Annotated in this window: 21 protein-coding genes, 1 tRNA gene and 1 pseudogene; 20 read left to right on the forward strand and 3 right to left on the reverse strand. The window is 68.7% G+C overall.

Annotated elements, in window-relative coordinates; translation table 11 throughout:
* Positions 1 to 50 precede the first annotated feature (50 nt).
* Positions 51 to 950 (forward strand): ABC transporter permease, encoded by a 900-nt coding sequence (locus AC5RW2_RS05375; protein ID WP_493979031.1) that lies wholly within the window; start codon positions 51 to 53, stop codon positions 948 to 950.
* A gap of 1 nt (position 951) precedes the next feature.
* A complete protein-coding gene (locus AC5RW2_RS05380; RefSeq protein WP_494000143.1) occupies positions 952 to 1,740 on the forward strand; it encodes an ABC transporter ATP-binding protein in 789 nt (262 codons plus the stop codon).
* Positions 1,741 to 1,802: 62 nt separating this feature from the next.
* Here the strand turns inward: AC5RW2_RS05380 and AC5RW2_RS05385 are convergent, their stop codons facing one another.
* Positions 1,803 to 2,780 (reverse strand): helix-turn-helix transcriptional regulator, encoded by a 978-nt coding sequence (locus tag AC5RW2_RS05385; RefSeq protein ID WP_494000142.1) that lies wholly within the window; start codon positions 2,778 to 2,780, stop codon positions 1,803 to 1,805.
* 246 nt (positions 2,781 to 3,026) lie between these two features.
* Between AC5RW2_RS05385 and AC5RW2_RS05390 the strand changes: the two genes are divergently transcribed.
* A complete protein-coding gene (locus AC5RW2_RS05390) occupies positions 3,027 to 3,584 on the forward strand; it encodes a DinB family protein (protein WP_494073718.1) in 558 nt (185 codons plus the stop codon).
* A gap of 113 nt (positions 3,585 to 3,697) precedes the next feature.
* Here the strand turns inward: AC5RW2_RS05390 and AC5RW2_RS05395 are convergent, their stop codons facing one another.
* The gene (locus AC5RW2_RS05395) at positions 3,698 to 3,865 is read right to left on the reverse strand and encodes a hypothetical protein (RefSeq protein WP_494000140.1); all 168 of its coding nucleotides are present in this window, start codon (positions 3,863 to 3,865) and stop codon (positions 3,698 to 3,700) included.
* Between the two features lie 81 nt (positions 3,866 to 3,946).
* Between AC5RW2_RS05395 and AC5RW2_RS05400 the strand changes: the two genes are divergently transcribed.
* The gene (locus tag AC5RW2_RS05400; protein ID WP_494073719.1) at positions 3,947 to 4,945 is read left to right on the forward strand and encodes a GlxA family transcriptional regulator; all 999 of its coding nucleotides are present in this window, start codon (positions 3,947 to 3,949) and stop codon (positions 4,943 to 4,945) included.
* A gap of 168 nt (positions 4,946 to 5,113) precedes the next feature.
* Complete coding sequence (locus AC5RW2_RS05405) at positions 5,114 to 5,743, forward strand: hypothetical protein (RefSeq protein ID WP_494000138.1); 630 nt, start codon at positions 5,114 to 5,116, stop codon at positions 5,741 to 5,743.
* Between the two features lie 84 nt (positions 5,744 to 5,827).
* Here AC5RW2_RS05405 and AC5RW2_RS05410 read toward each other — a convergent pair.
* A tRNA-Arg gene (locus AC5RW2_RS05410) sits at positions 5,828 to 5,900 on the reverse strand.
* A gap of 204 nt (positions 5,901 to 6,104) precedes the next feature.
* Between AC5RW2_RS05410 and argS the strand changes: the two genes are divergently transcribed.
* The 15 genes and pseudogenes from argS (at position 6,105) to AC5RW2_RS05485 (ending at position 22,938) form a co-directional block, all read left to right on the forward strand.
* Positions 6,105 to 7,748 (forward strand): arginine--tRNA ligase, encoded by a 1,644-nt coding sequence (gene argS, locus AC5RW2_RS05415; RefSeq protein WP_494000137.1) that lies wholly within the window; start codon positions 6,105 to 6,107, stop codon positions 7,746 to 7,748.
* Entirely contained in the window at positions 7,748 to 9,223 is a 1,476-nt protein-coding gene (gene lysA / locus AC5RW2_RS05420; protein ID WP_494073720.1) for a diaminopimelate decarboxylase, read from the forward strand. The genes argS and lysA overlap by 1 nt, the downstream gene beginning before the upstream one ends.
* Positions 9,224 to 9,279: 56 nt before the next feature.
* Entirely contained in the window at positions 9,280 to 10,605 is a 1,326-nt protein-coding gene (locus AC5RW2_RS05425; RefSeq protein ID WP_494073881.1) for a homoserine dehydrogenase, read from the forward strand.
* On the forward strand, positions 10,606 to 11,706 hold the full coding sequence (thrC, locus tag AC5RW2_RS05430; RefSeq protein ID WP_494073721.1) for a threonine synthase: 1,101 nt from the start codon (positions 10,606 to 10,608) through the stop codon (positions 11,704 to 11,706). It begins immediately after the preceding gene.
* Positions 11,699 to 12,685, forward strand: coding sequence for a homoserine kinase (thrB, locus tag AC5RW2_RS05435; protein WP_494073722.1), 987 nt, complete (start codon positions 11,699 to 11,701; stop codon positions 12,683 to 12,685). The genes thrC and thrB overlap by 8 nt, the downstream gene beginning before the upstream one ends.
* A gap of 320 nt (positions 12,686 to 13,005) precedes the next feature.
* Complete coding sequence (rho, locus tag AC5RW2_RS05440) at positions 13,006 to 15,129, forward strand: transcription termination factor Rho (protein WP_494073723.1); 2,124 nt, start codon at positions 13,006 to 13,008, stop codon at positions 15,127 to 15,129.
* A gap of 204 nt (positions 15,130 to 15,333) precedes the next feature.
* Positions 15,334 to 16,413: a peptide chain release factor 1 gene (prfA, locus tag AC5RW2_RS05445; protein WP_494000132.1), complete on the forward strand. Its 1,080-nt coding sequence runs from the start codon at positions 15,334 to 15,336 to the stop codon at positions 16,411 to 16,413.
* Between the two features lie 6 nt (positions 16,414 to 16,419).
* The gene (gene prmC, locus AC5RW2_RS05450; protein ID WP_494073724.1) at positions 16,420 to 17,265 is read left to right on the forward strand and encodes a peptide chain release factor N(5)-glutamine methyltransferase; all 846 of its coding nucleotides are present in this window, start codon (positions 16,420 to 16,422) and stop codon (positions 17,263 to 17,265) included.
* An 18-nt stretch (positions 17,266 to 17,283) separates the two neighbouring features.
* Positions 17,284 to 17,943: pseudogene (locus tag AC5RW2_RS05455) on the forward strand (L-threonylcarbamoyladenylate synthase); the annotation flags it as partial.
* Positions 17,944 to 17,954: 11 nt separating this feature from the next.
* Positions 17,955 to 19,883 (forward strand): polysaccharide biosynthesis protein, encoded by a 1,929-nt coding sequence (locus AC5RW2_RS05460; protein WP_494073725.1) that lies wholly within the window; start codon positions 17,955 to 17,957, stop codon positions 19,881 to 19,883.
* Positions 19,880 to 20,893: an MraY family glycosyltransferase gene (locus tag AC5RW2_RS05465; RefSeq protein WP_494073726.1), complete on the forward strand. Its 1,014-nt coding sequence runs from the start codon at positions 19,880 to 19,882 to the stop codon at positions 20,891 to 20,893. The genes AC5RW2_RS05460 and AC5RW2_RS05465 overlap by 4 nt, the downstream gene beginning before the upstream one ends.
* Before the next feature lie 94 nt (positions 20,894 to 20,987).
* Positions 20,988 to 21,503: a Cg1360 family ATP-synthase-associated protein gene (locus AC5RW2_RS05470; RefSeq protein WP_494073727.1), complete on the forward strand. Its 516-nt coding sequence runs from the start codon at positions 20,988 to 20,990 to the stop codon at positions 21,501 to 21,503.
* Positions 21,493 to 21,765: a hypothetical protein gene (locus AC5RW2_RS05475; RefSeq protein ID WP_494012427.1), complete on the forward strand. Its 273-nt coding sequence runs from the start codon at positions 21,493 to 21,495 to the stop codon at positions 21,763 to 21,765. Before AC5RW2_RS05470 ends, AC5RW2_RS05475 begins: the two co-directional genes overlap by 11 nt.
* A gap of 86 nt (positions 21,766 to 21,851) precedes the next feature.
* Positions 21,852 to 22,658 (forward strand): F0F1 ATP synthase subunit A, encoded by an 807-nt coding sequence (atpB, locus tag AC5RW2_RS05480; RefSeq protein ID WP_494073728.1) that lies wholly within the window; start codon positions 21,852 to 21,854, stop codon positions 22,656 to 22,658.
* A gap of 64 nt (positions 22,659 to 22,722) precedes the next feature.
* Entirely contained in the window at positions 22,723 to 22,938 is a 216-nt protein-coding gene (locus AC5RW2_RS05485) for a F0F1 ATP synthase subunit C (RefSeq protein WP_494000124.1), read from the forward strand.
* Positions 22,939 to 22,964: the final 26 nt, after the last annotated feature.

Below are 22,964 nucleotides of genomic sequence, written 5' to 3' on the forward strand. Positions count from 1 at the left end.
CCAGCCCGGCCGCCGGATCGACGCCACGAGAGAACCAAGGTCCTTTACCTATGATTACCGCGGTTGAGCTTGGGCTGATCTACGCGATCATGGCCCTGGGGGTCTACCTGACCTTCCGCATCCTCGATTTTCCCGACCTGACGGTCGACGGCAGTTTCACCACCGGCGCCGGAGTCGCCGCCATCAGCATCATCAACGGCATGCCGCCGGTCATGGCCACCATCCTGGCCTTCATCGCCGGCATGGCTGCCGGCACCGTCACCGGCCTGCTGCACACCAAGGGCAAGATCAACGGCCTGCTGGCCGGCATCCTGACAATGATCGCCCTCTATTCCATCAACCTGCGCATCATGGGCCGGGCCAACCTGCCGCTGTTGCGCGAAGAAACCCTGATCACCCCGCTGCGCGAGTCGGGGATGCTCGGCGGCATCGGTGCCATCGCCATCTTCCTGCTGGTCGCCCTGGTGGTGAAGGTGATCATGGACTGGTTCCTGCACACCGACATCGGACTGGCCATGCAGGCGACCGGCGACAACGAACAGATGATCCGCAGTTTCGGCGTCAGCACGGACAACCAGAAGATCCTGGGCCTCGCCCTGTCCAACGGGCTCGTGGCCGTCTGCGGCGCGTTCATCGCCCAGTACCAGGGGTTCGCCGACATCGGCATGGGCATCGGCCTGATCCTGGCCGGCCTGGCCTCGGTGATCATCGGCCAGGCGATCTTCGGAACCCGCCTGATCTGGATCGCCACCCTGGCCGTGGTGCTCGGTTCCGTACTGTACCGCGTGGTCATCCAGCTGGCCCTCCAGGCCGGCCTGCAGCCGAACGACATGAAGCTGGTCTCGGCCGTGCTGGTGGTCATCGCGCTGGTGCTGCCGCAGTGGAAGGTCTTTCGCCGCGTCGGCGGGCTCGGAAAGATGAAGAAGTCCCTGACGGGAGCGAAGGGCTGACATGCTGGATATCAAGAACGTTCACAAGACCTTCTTCGCGGGCACCGTCAACGAGCGCGTCGCCCTGCAGGAGATCAACCTGTCCCTGGCCGCCGGCGAATTCGTCACGGTGATCGGCAGCAACGGTGCCGGCAAATCGACCATCCTGAACATCACCTCCGGCAAGCTGCGCCCGGACGTCGGCACGGTGAGCATCGACGGCAACGACGTCACCAGGCTCGCCGACCACCAGCGTGCCCGCTTCGTCGGCCGCGTCTTCCAGGACCCGATGGCGGGAACGTCACCGGAGATGACCATCGAACAGAATCTGGCCATCGCCTACGAACGCGGTAAGCGCCGCGGATTGCGCCCCGGCGTGACCCGCAGGAAGCGCGAATTCTTCAAGGAAGAGCTGCGTTCGTTGGAGCTCGGGCTGGAGAACCGGCTCAAGGCCAAGGTCGGCCTGCTCTCGGGCGGCCAGCGGCAGGCGCTGTCGCTGCTGATGGCCACGTTCAGCAGCCCGAAAATTCTGCTGCTGGACGAGCATACCGCCGCCCTCGACCCGCAGCGTGCGGAGCTGGTCAGCCGCCTGACCGCCGAGGTGGTGGACCGGCACCGCCTGACCACGCTGATGGTGACCCACAATATGGAGCAGGCGCTCCGGCTGGGCACCCGGCTGATCATGATGCACGAGGGCCGGATCATCCTGGACCTAAACCAGGAACAGAAGCAGAAGGCCACCGTGCCGGACCTGTTGCATGAGTTCGAGAAGATCAAGGGTGTGGTCGACGACCGCACCATGCTCCAGTAGCGTCCGCGCTGCAGGAGCCACCGGCATCGGACCGGGTCGACGTACGACGGCGGCTGTCCCACCTAGGCGGTAGGGGCGGCCGCCGTTCCCGTGCCGGCCGCGGCAGCCAGCCGGCCCGCGAGCTCCGCGGCGCGCTGCCGGAATTCCGCCGGCTCCAGGATCTCGAACGCAAAGCCGGTGGCGGCCAGCTCGACCAGGGGGTAGTCCAGCGAATCGTAACCGGCGCGCAGCACGGTGGCCCCGCCGTCGTCGGACAGGACGGCGATGTTCGGCGGGATCCGCTCGGCGACGGCCTGCAGGGGAGCGTCGATCCGGACCACCACGTCGAACCGATACGGGGACCTGGTGATCGACTGCTGGACGTAGGCGGCCAGGTCCGGCTGCGGCAACTTCCGCGGGGCAAAGCGTTCACGCGTCGTGGGAACCGACTCGAACCGGTCCACCCGGAAGGTGCGCCAGTCCTGCCGGCCGGTATCGTAGGCCACCAGGTACCAGCGCCGGCCGGTGTCCACCAGCCGGTACGGTTCGGCCAGGCGGCGGCCGGACTCGCCGTCCGCCTTGGCGTAGCGGAAGCCGACCACGCGCCGTTCGGCGATGGCGGTGGAGATCCCGGTCAGCACCTCGGGGTCAACGGCCGCGGTGGGGCCGGCCAGGGTGACCACGGCGTTCTTCAGCGTGGAAAACTTGGGCCGGAGCCGCGCCGGCAGCACCTGCTCCAGCTTGGTCAGCGCCCGGAGCGACGCCTCGCCGACGCCGGCCACCGGGCTGGCGGTCACCGCCCCAAGACCCAGCGCGACGGCGAGGGCTTCGTCGTCGTCGAGCAGCAGCGGCGGAAGCTGCGCGCCCGCGCCCAGCTGGTAGCCGCCGGCCACGCCGGGGGACGCATTGATGGGATACCCGAGGCTGCGGAGTTTGCCGATGTCGCGGCGCACCGTCCGTTCGGTGACACCCATCCGCTCGGCCAGGGCGGACCCGGTCCACTCCCGGCGCATCTGAAGCAGGGAGAGCAACTGCAGCAGCCGCGCGGATGTTTCGAGCATGGCCCACCTGACTTCAGCAGCCGGAGCGTGCCGAATCGTGCAGCACGCGCGGGTGCCGGTCGTTCCGGCAACAGGGCCACTCTAGTCCCAATTCCGGACAGGATCGGTCCGTGATGCAGGGGGCCCGGCGTCGGCAACCTGCCCGGTTGCAGGGGGTGCGTCCCGACTATGGGCAAACAGCCGGCCGCCCGGCATGATGGATTCCCGGGCTCCCCAGGCGGGGAGCCGCCGTTGGGAGGAGCGGGCATGTCTTTCAATGCAGCCGAGGAGTTGCTCGAGCAGCTGACGTGGCATTGGGACGCCCAGGCCCGGCCGCGGCTGGAGGGGCTCACCGACGAAGAGTACTTCTGGGAGCCCGCCGAGGGCTGCTGGAACGTGCGGCACCGCGGGACCAGTACCGCCCCGATGGCGGTGGGCGCCGGCATTTTCACGATCGACTTCGGACTTCCGGAGCCGGTGCCGCCGCCGGTGACCACCGTCGCCTGGCGGCTGGGCCACATTCTGGTGGGCGTGCTGGGCAGCCGTAACGCCTCGCACTTCAACGGGCCGCCGGTCAGCTACGAATCGTTCGACTATCCGGGCACGGCGTCGGGCGCGTTGGAACTGCTGGACGAATACTATGCGCACTGGACCGCGGGGGTCCGGGGACTCGGCGTCGAGGGGCTGGCGGCGCCCTGCGGGCCGGCCGAAGGCCCCTATGCCGATCGCTCCATGGGGACGCTGGTGCTGCACATCAACCGGGAAATGATTCATCACTTGGCCGAGATCGCGCTGTTGCGCGACTTGTTCGCCCACCGCCAGTAGCGCGACCTGTCCGCCCACCGCCGGCAGTCGGGCGCAGGGGGGACCCGCGCTGCCGTGGAAAAGCTCGGGTCCCGCGGGTCCCTTCGTCAGGAACCCGCGGAGGGGTGGCCGGGTCAGGCCAGCCGGGCGAGGTCGGTGTAGGGGCGGCTCGGGGTGGAGCCGGCCGTCCAGTCGGCCTGTGAGCGTTCCGGCGGGGTGTTGCCCCGTCCGTCACGCAGGATCAGCCGGAGGGTTTCGATGATGACGAGGAGTGCCAGTGCGGTAATCAGGAGGAGTTCCATGCCTCCATGGTGGTCCTGCGGCCGGCAAAAAAAGAGTGGCAGAAACGACCATAAAGCATAAAAAACTGCCATACTGGGGGCATGCTGAAAAAGGTGGCCGTGGTGGTGCTTCCCGGAGCTGCGCCGTTCGAATTCGGGGTGGTCTGCGAAGTCTTCGGCATCGACCGTTCCGACCGGGGGACCGGCGTTCCGGCGTTCGACTTCCGGATCTGCACTCCCGTGCCCGGGGTCGTCAGCAGCAAGCTGGGATTCTCCCTCAATGTCCCCCTCGGGCTGGAGGCCGCCGACGACGCGGACCTCGTGGTGGTGGCGCCGTACCAGCGCATGGACCAGGCCCCCGAAGCACTTCTGCAGGCCCTGCGGGCGGCCCACGCCCGCGGCGCCTGGGTCTTGTCCGTGTGCTCGGCGGCCTTTGTGCTGGCCGAAGCTGGGCTGTTGGACGGCCGGCGCGCCACCACCCACTGGCAGTACTCGCACCAGCTGGCCGCCGAATATCCGCAGGTCGACGTCGACGAAAACGTGCTGTACGTGGAGGACGAGCGCATCATCACCAGCGCCGGCACCGCCGCCGGAATCGACGCCTGCCTGCACCTGGTCCGGACCGAACTCGGGGCATCCGTGGCGTCGGCCATCGCCCGGGACATGGTGGTGCCGCCGCATCGGGCCGGGGGCCAGTCGCAATATATTGACCGGCCCATGTCGCTGGCCGGCTGCCACACCCTCAAGGACCTGCTGGCCTGGCTGTCCGAGAACCTGGCCCAGGACGTCAGCGTTGCCCAGCTGGCCGCGCGGGTCCACATGTCCGAGCGCACCTTCGCCCGCCGGTTCCGGGCCGAGACCGGCGCGACGCCGGCGGCATGGATCAACGCCCAGCGGGTGCTGCGTGCGCAGGAACTGCTTGAGGAATCGGACCTGAACATCGAGGAGATCGCCCGGATTACCGGGTTCGGCCAGGCGGTGCTGCTGCGCCACCATTTCGCCAGGTCCGTTGGCGTGAGCCCGGCGTCCTACCGCCGCACCTTCCGCGGCGGTGGCGCCGCCGCCGGCGCGCGGCAGCCGGCAGGCAGCGCGGCCCGCTAGGGGGCCGTTTCCCTCCGCGGCACGCCGGGGGTTGTCCTTGTACCGCGGCCCGCGTGCAGGCACACTCATAAGTGTGCTTAGTAGTCCGGCGGGCGATGCGCGGCGGATGAGCAGGGTGCATGCGCCTGCCGGGTGCGCGCACCCCAAGCGAATAAAGGAGAACCGGTGATGAGTTCAGCTGCAGAAGGGGCCAGAAGCCCGAAACAACGACGCAATGACGTGGTAGCGGCGGAGAGGCGCCAATTCGGCGGCATCAAGTGGGGCTCCGCGTTCTTCGGCTGGCTCGCGGCCACCGGGATCGGAGTCATCCTGACGGCGCTGATGGCCGCCATCGGCGCCGCCGTGGGGATCGCCGAGAGCGCCGATCCCGCGCAGGTCGCCGAGCAGGCGTCCCGGAACCTGGGGACGGTCGGCATAGTGGGCGGGATCATCCTGGCCGTCATCTTGTTCATTTCGTATTTCTGCGGCGGGTACGTGGCCGGCCGGATGGCCCGCTTCGACGGCGTCAAGCAGGGGCTGGCCGTGTGGCTGTGGGCGATCGTGGTTGCCATTGTGCTCGCCATCCTGGGGCTGATCGCCGGCAGCCAGTTCAATGTGCTGAGCAGCTTGAACAGTTTCCCCCGCGTGCCCCTAGGCGAAGGGGAGCTGACGACCGGCGGCATCGTATTCCTGGTCGTCGCCGCGCTGGTCTCGCTCGCCGGTGCCATTCTTGGTGGCAGGTCCGGCATGCATTTCCACCGCAAGGTGGACCAGGTGGGCGTCGACCGCCGCTTCGACGGGCCGGGAGACGGCGAGTGAGGTGACTCCGGCGCAGGCCGGCTGCCGTTAACGGGAGAATCCCCGGCTCTTGAGCCGGGGATTCTCCCTTGTCCTGCGCTTCAGTGCCCTCGATAGGATTCGAACCTACGGCCTTCTGCTCCGGAGGCAGACGCTCTATCCCCTGAGCTACGAGGGCGCGGCACCGGCTGGAAACCCGGTGCCCTGCGGGACCTATTGAGCTTATCAGTATCTGCGCCGCCAGAAGAAATGCGCCCGGACCGGCCCCGACGGCGGCCGCATGCAAGGTGGCCGGTCCGGCCGGCACAGTGCGCCTGCGAGCCCGGTCACAGCCAGCCCGCCGAAAGCCGGTCGGATCAAGGGATTGCCCTATGCTTGTGGGGTGACTCCTGAAGAACTTTCCGCTGCCATTGCCGCCTGCCTGCAGGCCGCCGTCGACGCCGGCGACTTCGCCGTCGAAATGCCCAGCGAGGTCCGGGTGGAGCGCCCCAAGAACCGCGAGCACGGGGACTGGGCCACCAACATCGCCATGCAGCTGGGCAAGAAGGCCGGCATGAGCCCGCGCCAGTTCGCCGAAATCCTCAGCGCGCGGCTGGAGAAGATCGACGGCGTCAGCCGGGTGGACATCGCCGGACCCGGATTCCTGAACATCACCGTGGACGCCGCCGCAGCCGGAACGCTGGCCCGCAGCATCGTGGAGGCCGGCAGCGCCTTCGGCACCGCCGGCGACCTGGCGGGCCAGCGGATCAACCTCGAATTCGTCTCCGCCAACCCGACCGGTCCGATCCACCTGGGCGGGACCCGCTGGGCGGCACTCGGCGACGCCCTGGCCCGCATCCTGGCCGCCCAGGGTGCCGACGTCACGCGCGAGTACTACTTCAACGACCACGGGTCGCAGATCGACCGCTTCGCCCGCTCGCTGCTGGCGAAGGCAAAGGGCGAACCCGCCCCCGAGGATGGCTACGGCGGTGACTACATCGCGGACATCGCCCAGGCGGTGCTGCGGCAGAATCCGGATGCGCTGTCGGCGGCCGACCCGCAGGAAGAGTTCCGCAGCCGCGGCGTCGAACTGATGTTTGGCGCCATCAAGGAATCGCTGCATGAGTTCGGGGTGGACTTCGACGTCTACTTCCACGAGAACTCCCTGTTCGAGGACGGCGCGGTCGAAAAGCTGCTGGAGCAGCTCAAAACCTCCGGCAGCCTCTACTTCCAGGACGGTGCCTGGTGGCTGAAGTCCACCGACTTCGGCGACGACAAGGACCGCGTCGTCATCAAGTCCGACGGCAATGCCGCCTATATTGCCGGCGACATCGCCTACTTCAAGAACAAGCGGGACCGCGGCTTTGACCTGTGCATTTACATGCTCGGCGCAGACCACCACGGTTACGTCGCCCGGCTGAAAGCCGCCGCGGCCGCCATCGGCGACGACGCCGACCGGGTGGAAGTGCTGATCGGGCAGATGGTCAACCTGGTCAAGGACGGCAAGCCCCTGCGCATGTCGAAGCGGGCCGGCACGGTGGTGACCATGGAGGACCTGGTCGACGCCGTGGGCGTGGATGCCGCCCGCTATGCCCTCACCCGCTCGCACGCCGATTCCAACATCGACATCGACCTGGACCTGCTGGTCAAGCACAGCAACGACAACCCGGTCTTCTACGTGCAGTACGCCCATGCGCGCACCTGCGCCGTCGCGCGCAACGCGGCCTCGTCCGGCGTGGACCGCAGCGCCTTCAATGCCTCGCTGCTGGACCATGCCACGGAGAACGAGCTGCTGGCCGTGCTCGGGGCCTACCCGTCGGTGGTCGCCACCGCCGCGAAGCTGCGCGAACCGCACCGCGTCGCCCGGCACCTAGAAGTCATCGCCGGCGCCTACCACCGCTGGTACGACGCCTGCCGGGTGACGCCGATCGGCGACGGCGCAGTCACCGATACGCACCGTACCCGCCTGTGGTTGAACGCCGCCGTCACCCAGGTCCTGGCCAACGGTCTTGGGCTGCTGGGTGTCAGCGCGCCGGAGAGGATGTAATGCCCGCAGCACACGAAACCGCCGCCGCGTCCGACCTGGCTCCGGACTGGCTCACCTGCCCGCAGGACGTCAACCGGCTGGACGCAAAGCTCTGGGCCCGGGACGTGTCCCGCGGCGCGGAGGGCGAGCTGGAAATCTCCGGCCTCGGCGTCACCCGGCTGAAAGAGCAGTTCGGCACGCCGCTGTTCGTGGTGTCCGAGGACGACTTCCGGGCCCGCGCGCGCGGGTTCAAGCAGGCCTTCGACGAGGCCTTCAGCACGCTCTGCGGCGGCGTCGACGTGTACTACGCCGGCAAGGCGTTCCTCAGCGTGGAGATTGCCCGGTGGGTGGCGCAGGAGGGGCTGCGGCTGGACACCTGCAGCGGCGGGGAGTTGGCCGTGGCCGCCCGCGCGGGCATCCCGGGGGAGGACCTGGGCCTGCACGGCAACAACAAGTCGGACGCCGAACTCCACCGCGCGCTCGACATGGGGCTGGGCCGCATCGTAGTGGACAGCCTGGACGAACTGGCACGCCTGGGAGCCATCGCCGCGGCCCGCGGTGAAATGGCCAACGTGATGCTGCGGCTGACCCCCGGCGTGCACGCGCACACCCACGAGTTCATTGCAACGGCGCACGAAGACCAGAAGTTCGGGCTCTCGATGGCCGGCGCCGACGACGGCGCTGGGCACGACGACGGCGCGCTGCCCCGGCCGGCCGGCTCGCCGGCCGCTCAGGCCGTGGCGGCGGCGCTGGAGCACGAGTCCATCAACCTGCTGGGCCTGCACTGCCACATCGGATCGCAGATCTTCGAGCCCGAGGGCTTCGCGCTGGCGGCCGAGCGGCTGCTCACGTTCGTGGCCGAGGTCAAGCGGGTCCACGGCGTGGACCTGCACGAACTGGACCTGGGCGGCGGCTACGGCATTGCCTACACCGAGGCCGACAGCCCCCGCCCGCCGGCGGAACTCGCCCAGGCGATGGCCGCCGTCGTGCGCTCCGTCACGCAGCGGTTGGGCATCCCGGTGCCGCGGATCTCGATCGAGCCGGGCCGGGCCATCGCCGGGCCCAGCACGTTCACGCTCTACTCGGCCGGCACCCGCAAGACCGTCCAGGTGGACACGGAGGGCGGCGGCAGCAGCCCGCGGCGCTACGTGTCCGTGGACGGAGGCATGAGCGACAACGCCCGGCCGGTGCTCTATGACGCCGATTACTCGGCGGCGCTGGCCTCCCGTGTGACGGACGCGGCCCCGATTATTTCCCGCGTGGTTGGTAAACACTGCGAGAGCGGTGACATTGTAGTCAGGAACGTTTACCTGCCCGAGGACATCGAGGCGGGGGACCTGCTGGCGGTGCCGGCGACCGGGGCCTATTGCTGGGCGCTCTCCAGCAACTACAACTACGTTGCCCGGCCACCTGTGGTTGCCGTGCGCGGCGGCGAGGCGCGGTTGATCATCCGAGGCGAAACCGAAGCCGACCTGCTGGCCCGCGACCTGGGCTGAGCGCCGGCCGGTCAGCAGTAATTGCGAGTAAGACTAAGACTGAGAGTTTGGGCAGCATGAAAACGCTGAAGGTAGCACTGTTGGGATGCGGAAATGTCGGCGCCCAGGTGGCCCGCATCCTGCTTGACGACGCCGACGTGCTGGCCGCGCGGACCGGCGCGCGGCTGGAACTGACCGGCATCGCGGTGCGGAATGCCGCCGCCAAACGGGCCGTGGCACTGCCCGCAGAGCTGTTCACCACCGACGCCGCGACGCTGGTCAAGGACGCGGACATCGTGATCGAACTGCTGGGCGGACTGGAACCGGCCCGGACGCTGATCCGCACCGCAATCGACAACGGCGCCGCCGTCGTCACCGGCAACAAGGCCCTGCTGGCCGCCGACGGCCAGGAGCTGTACGCCCAGGCCGACGACGCCGGCGTCGAACTCTCCTTCGAGGCGGCCGTGGCCGGGGCCATCCCCATCCTGCGGCCGATCCGCGAGTCGCTGGCGGGGGACCGCGTCACCAAGGTGATGGGCATCGTCAACGGAACCACCAACTACATCCTGGACCAGATGGACTCCACCGGCGCCCAGTTTGGCGAGGCGCTGGCCGCCGCGCAGGAGCTCGGCTACGCCGAAGCCGACCCGACCGCCGACATCGAAGGCCATGACGCCGCCGCCAAGGGCGCGATCCTGGCCGGGCTGGCCTTCCACACCGCGGTCGACCTGGCCGACGTCCAGTGCCAGGGCATCAGCTCCGTCTCCGCCGACGACATCGCCGCGGCCCGGGACGCCGGTTACGTGATCAAGCTGCTGGCGATCGCCGAGCGGCTGAGCGGCGCCGACGGCCGCGAGGGCGTGTCCGTGCGCGTCCACCCGACCCTGCTGCCGCGCCAGCACCCGCTGGCCGCCGTGCACGGGGCGTTCAACGCCGTCTTTGTGGAAGCGGAAAACGCCGGCGAACTGATGTTCTACGGCCAGGGTGCCGGCGGCGCGCCGACCGCCTCGGCCGTGGTCGGCGACGTGGTCAGCGCCGCCCGGCGCATGGTCGGCGGCGGCCCGGGCCGGACCGAAACGGCGACCGTGGACCTGCCCGCCGTCGGGCTGGACTCGGTGCGCACCAGCTACTACATCGGCCTGGACGTGGCCGACCGGCCCGGTGTGCTGGCCCAGATTGCCGGCGTTTTCGCCGAGCACGGGGTCTCCATCGAGACCATGCGCCAGACCATCCACACCGAGGGCCCGCTGGATCCCGCCCACGACGGCGGCGAGGTGACCGCCGAACTGCGCTTCGTCACCCACCGGGCCTCCGAGGCGTCGCTGGCCGCAACCGTCGAGGCCGTGCGCGGGCTCGACATCGTCAACGCTGTTACCTCTGTCCTGCGAGTAGAAGGAATCTAAGTGGCCCACCAATGGCGCGGCGTCATCCGCGAATACGCGGACCGGCTGCCGGTATCGGAGCAGACCGAGATCATCACCCTCGGCGAAGGCGGCACCCCGCTGGTGCAGGCCAAGGCCCTCTCCGAACTGACCGGATCCGAGGTCTACCTCAAGGTGGAGGGGATGAACCCCACCGGCTCCTTCAAGGACCGCGGCATGACCATGGCCATCACCGCGGCCGTGGAGGCCGGCGCCAAGGCGGTGGTCTGCGCGTCCACCGGCAACACCTCCGCGTCCGCCGCCGCCTATGCCACCCAGGCCGGGCTGAAGTGCGCGGTGCTGGTGCCGGCCGGCAAGATCGCCATGGGCAAGATGAGCCAGGCGATCGCGCACGGCGCCGAGATCATCCAGATCAACGGCAACTTCGACAACTGCCTGGAAGTGGCCCGCAAGCTCTCCGAGGCCTACCCGGTGTTCCTGGTCAACTCGGTGAACCCGGCACGCATCGAGGGCCAGAAGACGGCGGCCTTCGAGACTGTCGACTACCTGGGCGACGCCCCGGACATCCACGTGATGCCGGTGGGCAACGCGGGCAACATCACCGCGTACTGGAAGGGGTACCAGGAGTACGCCGCGCCGTACGAATCGGCCATTGCCGGCATGCTCCCGCCGGTCGCCACCAAGACCCCCACGTTGTGGGGCTTCCAGGCCGCCGGCGCGGCGCCGCTGGTGCTGGGACACCCGGTAACCGAACCGGAAACCATCGCCACCGCCATCCGGATCGGCAATCCGGCCTCCTGGGACACCGCCATCGCCGCACGCGACGAGTCCGGAGGCCTGATCGACTCGGTGACCGACGACGAGATCCTGGCCGCGCACCGCTGGCTCTCCTCCCGCGAGGGCGTCTTCGTGGAGCCCGGCTCCGCGGCAGGCGTTGCCGGCGTGCTCAAGAAGCACGCGGCCGGCGAGGTGCCCGCGGGCAAGACCATCGTCATCACGGTCACCGGCCACGGGCTGAAGGACCCGCAGTGGGCCCTGCAGACCGAGGACGGCAGCGAGGCGGCGCCGGTCAAGGTGGACTTCGACGTGGTCAGCGTGGCCAGCGCCCTGGGTCTTGAGTAGCAGCACCTTGCCGGGGGAGGGCACCGCCGTGGCCGGACGCATCGCGCCCGGCCAGCGTGTCACCGTGCGGGTTCCGGCCACCAGCGCCAACCTGGGCCCGGGCTTCGACAGCCTGGGCCTGGCCCTGGCCTACTACGACACCGTCACGGTGGAATCGACCGACGACGGCGTCTTCCACGCCTCCGTGAGCGGCGAGGGCGCGGCGGGCCTTCCCGCCGATGAAAGCCACCTGATCATCCGCACCCTGCGCGGCACGCTGCGTGAGGCCGGGTACGACGCCGGCGGGCTGCGCCTGCGGGCCCGGAACCTCATTCCGCACGGCCGCGGCATGGGATCCTCGGCCGCCGCCGTCGTCTCCGCCGTGCTGTTGGCCAACGCGCTGCTGCCGGAGCGGGAACGGCTGGGGGCGGCGGACATCCTGCAGGTTTGCTCGGCGCTGGAGGGCCACCCCGACAACGTGGCTCCGGCCCTGGGCGGACAGCTGGCCATCTCCTGGGAAGAGGCCGGCGTGTTCGCCAGCACCTGCGTGCCGATCTGCCCGGACATCGTGCCCGTGCTGGCCATCCCGGCCTACGAGCTGTCCACGGAAACCGCGCGCAACCTCCTGCCCGCGTCCGTGCCGCACCACGTGGCCGCCGCCAATTCCGGCCGCGCCGCCCTGCTGGTCCACGCGCTGACCCGCGATCCGTCCCTGCTGCGGGCCGGAACCGAAGACTGGCTGCACCAGCGGCACCGGGCACCGGCCATGGAACCCAGCGCCGCGCTGATCGCGGCGCTGCGCAGCCAGGGCCACGCCGCCGTCGTCTCCGGTGCCGGACCCACCGTGCTGACACTCGCCGCCGACGAGGCCGAAGCGGAGCAGGTCCAGCAGGCCATCGCCGCGCATCTGGAACGCCGCGACTCGCCGGGAAACTGGCGGGTGCTGAAACTGGCAGTGGACACAGATGGTGCTAAAGTGGAAGTGCACCCCCGGGATTAACCGGCGAGGACACCTGCCGGATGCTCCGGATCAAGCAAGCCGAGTAGCCGTTTGGGCAGGATCCCCGTTCCAGGTGCAGCCTTTCAGGAGCCTTCCGCGGCACTCAACGGCGTTGCTGCCGGCCATCGGCCGGACAGGACCTCACTCGTTCCATCCGGACGGCTTGTTTCAAGGTTTTTCATCTCTGATCACCCGGACTTGTTTCGGCACGACGCCGCAGGCAATACCGGACCCAGCCGGGCTTCTCATGCAACGGCCGGGTAGCAAACAACGCGGTGCGCTTCATATGCACACCGCCCGACGAGGGGGAAGGATCCTTCGTGACCGAAACCACTGACCTGACCGCAGGTGTGGAAACAATAGACTCTCCTGCACCGAAGAGTGCAGGCCTTGCCGGCCTGAAGCTGGCCCAACTGCAGGTGCTGGCCGGGCAGCTCGGCATCACCGGCGGCTCGCGGATGCGCAAGGGCGACTTGGTCGCCGCAATCTCCGACCACCAGCGTGGCTCCTCCGTGGCAGACCGCACGGCCAAGAAGGCCGAGCAGCCGGTGCGCACCGAAACTCCGGCGGCCAAGGAAGAGACCACCGGCGCGGCAAGCGGCGGCGCGACCGGCGGCACCGCCGGCGGCGATCTGACCAAGGCGGCGGAGCGGGTCAGCCGCACCCGCAACCGCAACCGCCGCGCCAGCAGCGACGGCACCGTGGCTGCCGCCGACGGGGAAGCAGCCGCCGCCACCACCGAGGCCCCGGCCGACACCGCGCCGGCCCAGGCCCCCGCGGCGGACAACGCACCGGGCGACGGCGACGGACGCCAGGAGCGCCGCAGCCGCGGACGCAACCGCCGCTCCGAATCCGGGCAGCAGGACGCGGCCGAGACCAAGGCCGACGCACCGCAGGAAGCTGCGGACGGCAAGCCGGCCGAGGCTCAGCAGGAAGAGAAGAGGGACGGCCAGGACGCCGCCGGCCAGCAGCAGCAGTCCGGCCGCGGAGACGGCCAGTCCGACCGCCGCAGCCGCAACCGCAACCGCAGCGACGCCGACCGCGACACCCGGGACAACCGGGACAACCGCGATTCCCGCGACACCCGGGAGCGCGACACCCGGGAGCGCGACACCCGCGATACCCGCCAGGATGACGGCGACGAGGGCGGCCGCGGCCGCAACCGCAACCGCCGCAACCGCCGCGACAACGACAGCAACAACACCCGCTACCGCGACCGCAACGAGCGTCGCCGCGGCCGCGACCGCGGTCCCGAAGTCGACGACACCGAGATTTCCGACGACGACGTGCTGCTGCCCGTTGCCGGCATCCTGGACGTGCTGGAGAACTACGCCTTCGTGCGCACCTCGGGCTACCTGCCCGGACCGAACGACGTTTACGTCTCGCTGGCCCAGGTCAAGAAGCACAACCTGCGCAAGGGCGACGCCGTCGTCGGCGCCATCCGCGCCCCGCGTGACGGCGATTCCGGCGGCCAGGGCAACCGGCAGAAGTTCAACGCATTGGTCAAGCTCACCTCCGTCAACGGCAAGCCGGTGGAGGAGAACAAGGACCGCGTGGACTTCACCAAGCTGGTCCCGCTGTACCCGTCCGAGCGGCTGCGCCTGGAGACCGAGCCGAAGAAGATCGGCCCCCGCGTCATCGACCTGGTGGCTCCGATCGGCAAGGGCCAGCGCGGCCTGATCGTCTCCCCGCCGAAGGCCGGCAAGACGTTGATCCTGCAGTCCATCGCCAACGCGATCACCACCAACAATCCCGAGGTCCACCTCATGATGGTGCTGGTCGATGAGCGGCCCGAAGAGGTCACGGACATGCAGCGCACGGTCAAGGGCGAGGTCATCGCCTCGACCTTCGACCGTCCCGCCGACGACCACACCACCGTGGCCGAACTGGCCATCGAGCGCGCCAAGCGGCTGGTGGAGATGGGCATGGACGTGGTTGTCCTGCTGGACTCGATGACCCGTCTGGGCCGCGCCTACAACCTGGCCGCCCCGGCCTCGGGCCGCATCCTCTCCGGCGGCGTGGACTCCTCGGCGCTGTACCCGCCGAAGCGTTTCTTCGGCGCCGCCCGGAACATCGAAAACGGCGGCTCCCTGACCATCCTCGCCACCGCACTGGTGGAGACCGGGTCCAAGATGGACGAGGTCATCTTCGAGGAGTTCAAGGGCACCGGCAACATGGAACTGCGACTGTCCCGCTCGCTGGCGGACAAGCGCATCTTCCCGGCCGTCGACGTCAACGCCTCGGGCACCCGCCGCGAGGAGAACCTGCTCTCGCCCGAAGAGGTCAAGATCATGTGGCGCCTGCGCCGCGTCCTCTCCGGTCTGGACACCCAGCAGGCGCTGGAACTGCTCACCGGCAAGATCCGGGAGACGCAGTCCAACGTCGAGTTCCTGATGCAGGTCCAGAAGACGACGCTCGGCTCGAAGGCCGAAAACGACAAGTAGCTGGGTTACCGCTCAGAATTTTCTCCGGCCCCGCCCCTTCGCGCGGAGGCTCTCGTCCTACGGACTCGAGCCTCCGCGCTACGGCAGGCCCGATGCCACTCCCGGGCCGGAGAAAGATTCTGAGCGGCTTGTCGTTTAAGCCGCCTTACCTGCCGTCCCTTTCGTTGCTATTTAGACTTGTTGTGAGTCGAAAGAGGTTTGAAGATGTTTGAGTCCGTTCAGGGGCTTCTTGACGAGCACGCCGAGCTCCAGAAGGAATTGAGCGACCCTGCCGTCTATTCCGACCAGGCCCGGGCCCGGAAGCTGGGGCGGCGGTCGGCGGAGCTGAACGGCATCGTCGAGGCGTACAAGCGCTGGTCGCACCTGGCGGACGACCTCGAAGCGACACGCGAGCTCGCCGACGAGGATCCCGAACTGGCGGCCGAGGTGCCCGGACTCGAAGCCGAACTCGAAATCGCCCAGGAACGGCTCCGCCGCCTGCTGATCCCGCGCGATCCGGACGACGCGCGCAACGTGATCATCGAGGTCAAGGGCGGCGAAGGCGGCGACGAGGCGGCCCTGTTCGCCGGCGACCTGCTCCGGATGTACATGCGCTACGCCGAATCCCGCGGCTGGAAGACCGAGATCATCTCCGCGACGGAGTCCGACCTGGGCGGCTACAAGGACGTCCAGATGGCCATCAAGGGCAACTCCAACGACCCGTCCGAAGGCGTCTGGGCCAGGCTCAAGTTCGAGGGCGGCGTGCACCGCGTCCAGCGCGTCCCGGTGACCGAATCGCAGGGCCGCATCCACACCTCCGCCGCAGGCGTACTGGTGCTTCCGGAAGTGGACGAGCCGGAAGAAGTGGATATCCATCAGAACGACCTGAAGATCGATGTTTACCGTTCCTCGGGTCCGGGCGGCCAGTCGGTGAACACCACCGACTCGGCGGTGCGCATTACCCACCTGCCCACCGGCATCGTGGTCGCGATGCAGAACGAAAAGTCCCAGCTGCAGAACCGCGAGGCCGGCATGCGCGTGCTCCGGGCGCGGCTGCTGGCCCACCAGCAGGAGCAGATCGACGCCGCGAACTCCGAGACGCGCAAGTCGCAGATCCGCACCATGGACCGGTCCGAGCGCATCCGTACGTACAACTTCCCGGAAAACCGGATTGCCGACCACCGCACCGGCTACAAGGCCTACAACCTGGACGCGGTGATGAACGGTGAACTGGAACCGGTGATCCAGTCCGCCATCCAGGCGGACGAGGAACACCGGCTGGCCGCCCTGGGCGAGGAAAACTAGCCGGCAGTGCCCGCCACGAACCTGGCCCACGCCCTGTCCGCCGCCGCCGCGCGGCTGGCCGAGGCCGGCGTCCCCTCGCCGCGGGTGGACGCCGAACTGCTCGCCGCCCACCTGCTGGACGTCTCCCCGGGGCGAGTCCGCGCGCTGGCCCTGCTGGGAGCGGAAGCTCCGCCCGGGCTCGAGGACCTGGTGGCCGAGCGGGCCACCCGCATCCCGCTGCAGCACATCACCGGCCGCGCCTATTTCCGGCATCTCGAACTGCAGGTGGGACCGGGCGTGTTCGTCCCGCGGCCGGAAACCGAAACCGTTGCCCAGCACGCGATCGACCGCGCCCGCGCCCTGCCCGCGGCCAAAGTGGTGGACCTGGGCACCGGCTCCGGCGCGATCGCCGCCGCCGTGGCCAGCGAAGTTCCCACGGCCACCGTCTACGCGGTGGAACTGAGCGCCCTCGCCCACGCCTGGGCCGAACGGAACCTGGCGCCGCTGGGCGTCACCCTCCTGCGGGGGGACCTGCGCACCGCGCTGTCCGCGCACGACGGAACGTTCGACGTCGTCGTCTCCAATCCGCCGTACATCCCCGCCGAAGCGGTCCCGCGCGAGCCCGAAGTGGCCGAGCACGACCCGCAGATGGCGCTCTACGGCGGGGGAGCGGACGGCATGGAACTGCCGGCGGCGACGGCGGCGACGGCCGCGCGGCTGCTGAAGCCGGGCGGCCATTTCATCATGGAGCACGCCGAAGTCCAGGCCGCTGCCGTGCACTCCCTCCTGCGCTCGGCCGGATGCTGGGACCAGGTAGCCACCCGTTACGATCTGACCGGGCGCGAGCGGGCCACGTCGGCCCGACGGTTATGAGAATGGAACAATGAGTCTGTGAGCACTACGTATAACTGCGACGACGCCGCCGCCCGCAGCGAGGGACTGGCGGCAGCCCAAGCCGCCATCGCCGACCGGCAGTGCGTTGTCCTGCCGACCGATACCGTCTACGGGATCGCCGCCGACGCGTTCTCGCCGCAGGCCGTGTCCACCCTGCTGGCCGCCAAGGGACGCGGGCGCAAAATGCCCCCGCCGGTGCTGGTGCCGCGGCCGCAGACCATGGACGGGCTGGCCACCGACGTGGGCGACGAAGCCCGGGCCCTCGCCGACACCTTCTGGCCCGGCGGTCTGACCCTGATTTTCCGCGCGCAGCCGTCGCTGACCTGGGACCTGGGCGAGACCAAGGGCACCGTCGCCCTGCGCATGCCCGACGACGAACTGGCGCTGGAACTGCTGGCGGCCACCGGGCCGCTGGCCGTGTCCTCCGCGAACCGCACCGGGCAGCCGTCGGCGCAGACGGCCGCGCAGGCCAAGGAACAGTTGGCCGAGTCGGTGGAGGTCTACCTGGAAGACGGCTTCCGGCCCGTGGACGGCACGACGGCGGTTCCCTCCACCATCGTCGACTGCACCTCCGCCACACTGCGGGTGGTCCGCGAGGGCACGATCAGCCTGGAGGCCCTGCGCACCGTCGTGCCGGGCATCCTGGGCCTGGGGGAGACCGTAGAGGCATGAGCCACGATTCCGCTCTTCCCCGCGGCAAGACCGCCAGCAGCGACCGGGCCCTGTGGCTCTGGTCGCAGATCCTGCTGGACTCCCTGGCCTGGGTCCTGGCCATCGTGCTGGCCGTCTTCCTGCGCTACGAGATGACGCTGAGCCTGACCAAGATTCCCGGCATTATCCTGCTCTGCGCGGTGGCCATCGCGGCCCAGATGGCCGTCGGGTCTGCGTTCGCCCTCTATAAGGGCCGCTACAGTTTCGGCAGCTTCCACGAGGCCAAGCTGCTGGTCATGGTGACCATCTCGGTGTCGTTGATCCTCAGCGTCGGACTGCTGTTGTTCGGCATCTCGCTGGGCATCGCGCGCGGCACCGGCCTGATCGCCTTCCCGTTCGCCTGCCTGTTCATGGCCGCCGTCCGCTACCTGAAGCGGATGTACGTGGAAAGCAAGGCCAAACCGGGCGACGAGGCGGAGCGGACGCTGATCTACGGCGCCGGTTTCGTCGGCAACAACATCGTGACCCGGATGAGCAACGACCCGGCCTCGCCCTGGCTGCCGGTGGGGCTGATCGACGACGATCCGGCCAAAAAGCACCTGCGCATCGCCTCAGTCCCCGTGCTGGGCCGGATGGAGGACCTGCCGGAGATAGCGCAGCGCACCGGGGCGACCGTGCTGCTGGTGGCGATCGCGGACATCGACTCCGCGCGGATGCGGCAGATCTCCGACAGCATCGCGGGCCGGAACATGCGGGTGCTGGTGGTGCCGCCGCTGAAGGAAATGCTCACCGGCCGCCAGGACTTTTCCTTCCGCGAGGTGGACATCGAGGACCTCATCGGGCGGCAGCCGGTGGATATCCACGTCGAAGAGATTGCCCACTACGTCACCGGCAAGCGCGTGCTGGTCACGGGCGCCGGCGGGTCCATCGGTTCCGAACTGTGCCGCCAGATCCACGCCTTCCAGCCGGCCGAGCTGATCATGCTGGACCGCGACGAGACCGGGCTGCAGGGCACGCAGATCTCGATCACCGGCAAGGGCCTGCTCACGGGCAGGGACACCGTGCTGGCCGACATCCGCGACCCCGCCGCCCTCGAGGCCATCTTCCTCGACCGGAAGCCGGAAGTGGTGTTCCACGCCGCGGCGCTCAAGCACGTGTCGCTGCTGGAGCAGTACCCGGAGGAGGCCTGGAAGACCAACGTGCTCGGTTCGCTGAACGTGCTGCGCGCGGCCCGCGCCGCGCACGTGGCGACCTTCGTCAACATCTCCACCGACAAGGCTGCCAACCCAACCACCGTGCTGGGCCATTCCAAGCGCGTGGCGGAAAAGCTGACGGCCTGGGTGGCGCAGCAGACCGGGCAGAAGTACGTCTCCGTTCGGTTCGGCAACGTATTGGGCAGCCGCGGCTCGGTGCTGCCGCTGTTCAGCGAGCAGATCCGCAAGGGCGGTCCGGTCACGGTCACCGACGCCGCGGCCACCCGGTTCTTCATGACGATTCCGGAAGCCTGCCAGCTCGTGATCCAGGCCGGCGCGATCGGCAGCGGCGGGGAAGTGCTGATCCTCGACATGGGCGAACCGGTGAAGATCCTGGACGTCGCCGAGCGGATGATCGCGATGTCGGGCAAGGACGTGGAAATTGTGTTCACCGGCCTGCGCCCCGGCGAAAAGCTGCACGAGGACCTGATCGGGGAGGGCGAAAGCGATTCCCGTCCCCTGCACCCCAAAATCTCGCACGCCTCCATCGAGGGCCTGGACCCGGACCTGATGAGCCTGTCCGAGTGGAAGAGCCGGCAGGACCTGATCTCGGCCTCGACCGGGGCGATAAACGTGGTCCCGGCGGCAGCGGCCGCTGACGACGAACTCGACGACGTGGTCCCGCCGGCAGCATCCGCCGACGATGAACTCGAGGCCGGGCTCAAGGACGACGGGCGGGAGCGGGCGTCGTGACGGCAGCCGTGGTGGCCGTTGCCGCGGCCCTCCTGCTCAGCCTGTTGCTGCCGTTCGCGCTGATCCCGGTGCTCAAGCGGCTGGGCGTGCTCGACGTGCCGAACGAGCGGTCCTCGCACACCCGCGTCGTCGTCCGCGGCGTGGGCATCACGGTGGCGGCCGGGCTGCTGGCAGGCCTGCTGATCGCCGCGCTCGGAGGCGCCGTCGAGGCGCCGCAACTGCTGCTCGCGGTCGCCGGGGTGGCCGCCGCCGCCGCGTTGCTGGGCTGGATCGAAGACTTCCGGGGACTGTCCATCCGCGGCCGGGCCGCGCTGCAGCTGGGCATCGGAGTCGGCGGCACCGCACTGGCCATCGGACTCACCGGCCAGACGTGGTGGTGGCTGCCCCTGGGCGCCCTCGCCCTGGCGGCCTACATCAACATCGCCAACTTCATGGACGGCATCAACGGGATTTCCGGGTTGCACGGCACGGCCGTCGGACTGATGTTCGCCGCTACCGGCGCCATCACCGGCCACGGCTGGCTGGTGGTCGGCGGGACCGTGGTGGCGGCCGCCTTTGCGGCGTTCCTGCCCTGGAACCTGGGCCGCGGGAACGTCTTCCTGGGCGACGTCGGCAGCTACCTGCTGGGGGCGGGCCTGGCCATGCTGGGCATCACCGCCTTTCTGGACGGCGTGCAGGCGGAGTACCTGCTGGGACCGGTGGCCATCTACCTGGCCGACACGCTCGCCACGCTGCTGCGCCGGATCAGCGCGGGGGAGCGGTGGTACACGCCGCACCGGCAGCACGCCTACCAGCGGCTGACGGACGTGGGCTTCAGCCACGTGCAGTCGGCGCTGCTGGTCACCGGCTGTACGTTGCTGACCGGTTTCTGCGGCTACCTGGCGGCCGAATCGGGCCTCGCGGGCAAGGCGGCAGCCATCGCCGCGTGCGCCGCCGTCGTTGTTTTTTACTTGCGGGCGCCGGTGCTCTTCAGCCGCCGCTCATCCAACGCCGCCAACCGGGCGGCGTAACGGCGGGGCCCGACTCGTAGGCAAGTTCTATCTCATGTAGAATAAACCCGGCCGTTCCGGCCCGCCCCGCACCGCGATCGAAAACGGACTACCAATGCGCGCTTCACGCCACGACGGCCACTCCGCCGCTGGCGCAGCTGTCGCTGCATCCGGTCCCACCCGGTCGCCGTGGCTGAAGATCCTGCGGTCCGCCCTGGTCGCCGGCGGTGCAACCGCCGGGCTGGTCATCGTGATGTCAACGGTGGCGGCGGGTGCGGCCGGTGCCCTGAGTGCCCTGCTCGGCGCGACGCTGGTGGTGCTGTTCTTCGCGATCAGCCTGCTGGTGGGCCACTACGTGGGGCGGTCCAATCCTTCCGGCGCCATCGGTGCCTTCATCGCCACCTACATCATCAAAGTAGTGGGCTTTGGGGCGGCTCTCTTCCTCATCGGCACCCCGATGTGGCTCGAGCGGACCTGGTTCTTTGTTGCGGCGGTGGCCACCGTGGTGGTCTGGCAGGCGGCCGAAGTGTTCGCCTTCTCGCGCACCCGGCACCAGTTGTACGCCGACCCCGAACCGGAGCCGGCGGACCGTCGGCAGCATTCGGAAGGGGAAATCGGACATGGCCTCTAAAGGCACATCCGGCCCCGCGCGGAGCGGTTCCGGGGACGATTCCACCTACCAGGGCGGCAACACCGTCCTCACCTATATCCTTGGCGGGATCATCGCCTGGGGTTTGGTAGGCTGGGGTTTGGACTATCTGTTGGATACCCGCTGGCTGATTTTCGTCGGCGCCGTTCTGGGCGCTGGAGGCGGATATTATCTGGCCCGCAAACACAACCTCACGCGCGGCGCCCGGCGCCGCCATGAGGATGGCGCGGGGGACCACACCTAAATGTCAGAAAACTTTATATGGTGGCCTGCCTCGATGGCGACCCACCCTGAAACGCCCAAAGATGGACACTGCAGAGAGGAAACGCGTTGATCGCGCTTGCGCTTCCGGCGGCCGCTGATGAAGGTGGCTTCGTCCCACCGAGCCTCGAAGATATGCATCTACCGGAGGTTCTCCCGTGGATGGCCCCGTACGGTGAGGGCTTCGGCAAGCAGATGCTGCTGGTCCTGCTGTCCGTCGCACTGATTTCCTGGTTCTTCGTGGCGGCCTCCCGCCGCCGCCAGCTTGTTCCCGGCAAGCTGCAGCACCTGGGCGAAATGAGCTACAACTTCGTCCGCAACTCGGTGGGCAAGGACATCATCGGTGAGCGCGACTTCAGGCCGTTCGTCCCGCTGCTGATGGCACTGTTCTTCTTCATCCTGGTGAACAACCTCTTCGGCTCCATTCCGCTGCTGCAGCTGCCGACCCCGTCGCACGTGGGCACGGCCTACGCCCTGGCCGGCGTCGTCTACATTACGTGGATCGCCCTGGGCATCAAGAAGCACGGCGTCGGCTACTTCAAGCTCGCCGTCGTTCCCACCGGCGTTCCGAAGGCGATCCTTCCGCTGGTCGTCCTCATCGAGATCATCTCCACCTTCCTGGTCCGCCCGGTCACGCACAGCCTCCGTCTGTTCGCCACCATGCTGGCCGGCCACCTGATCATCATGCTGGCCGCCGCCGGTTCACAATACCTACTGGTCGAAGCCGACTTCTGGTTCAAGCCGCTGGGAGTGCTGACCATTGCGGGCGGTGTCGCCATGTACTTCTTCGAAATCCTGATCCAGGTCCTGCAGGCGTACGTGTTCGTCCTGCTGACCGCGATCTACATCCAAGGCTCCTTGGCCGAGGAACACTAAATTTCCCCTCTGGGGAAGCGCCTGAACCAACAACCTGCCCGACGGGCATCTTGAAAGGAACAAAATGGAAATCCACGGTAGCCTCAACCTCATCGGATACGGCCTCTCCGCAATCGGCGGTGCCATCGGTGTGGGTCTGGTCTTCGCCGCGTACATCAACGGTGTCGCTCGCCAGCCCGAGGCACAGCGTGTGCTGCAGCCGATCGCCTTCCTGGGTCTGGCCCTGACTGAAGCTCTGGCTATCCTCGGACTGGTGTTCGCGTTCGTCATCGGTGTCTAAGACCGAACGCTTATTTTCCACACCGA

It is taken from the genome of Arthrobacter sp. B0316-1-20 (assembly GCF_059091865.1).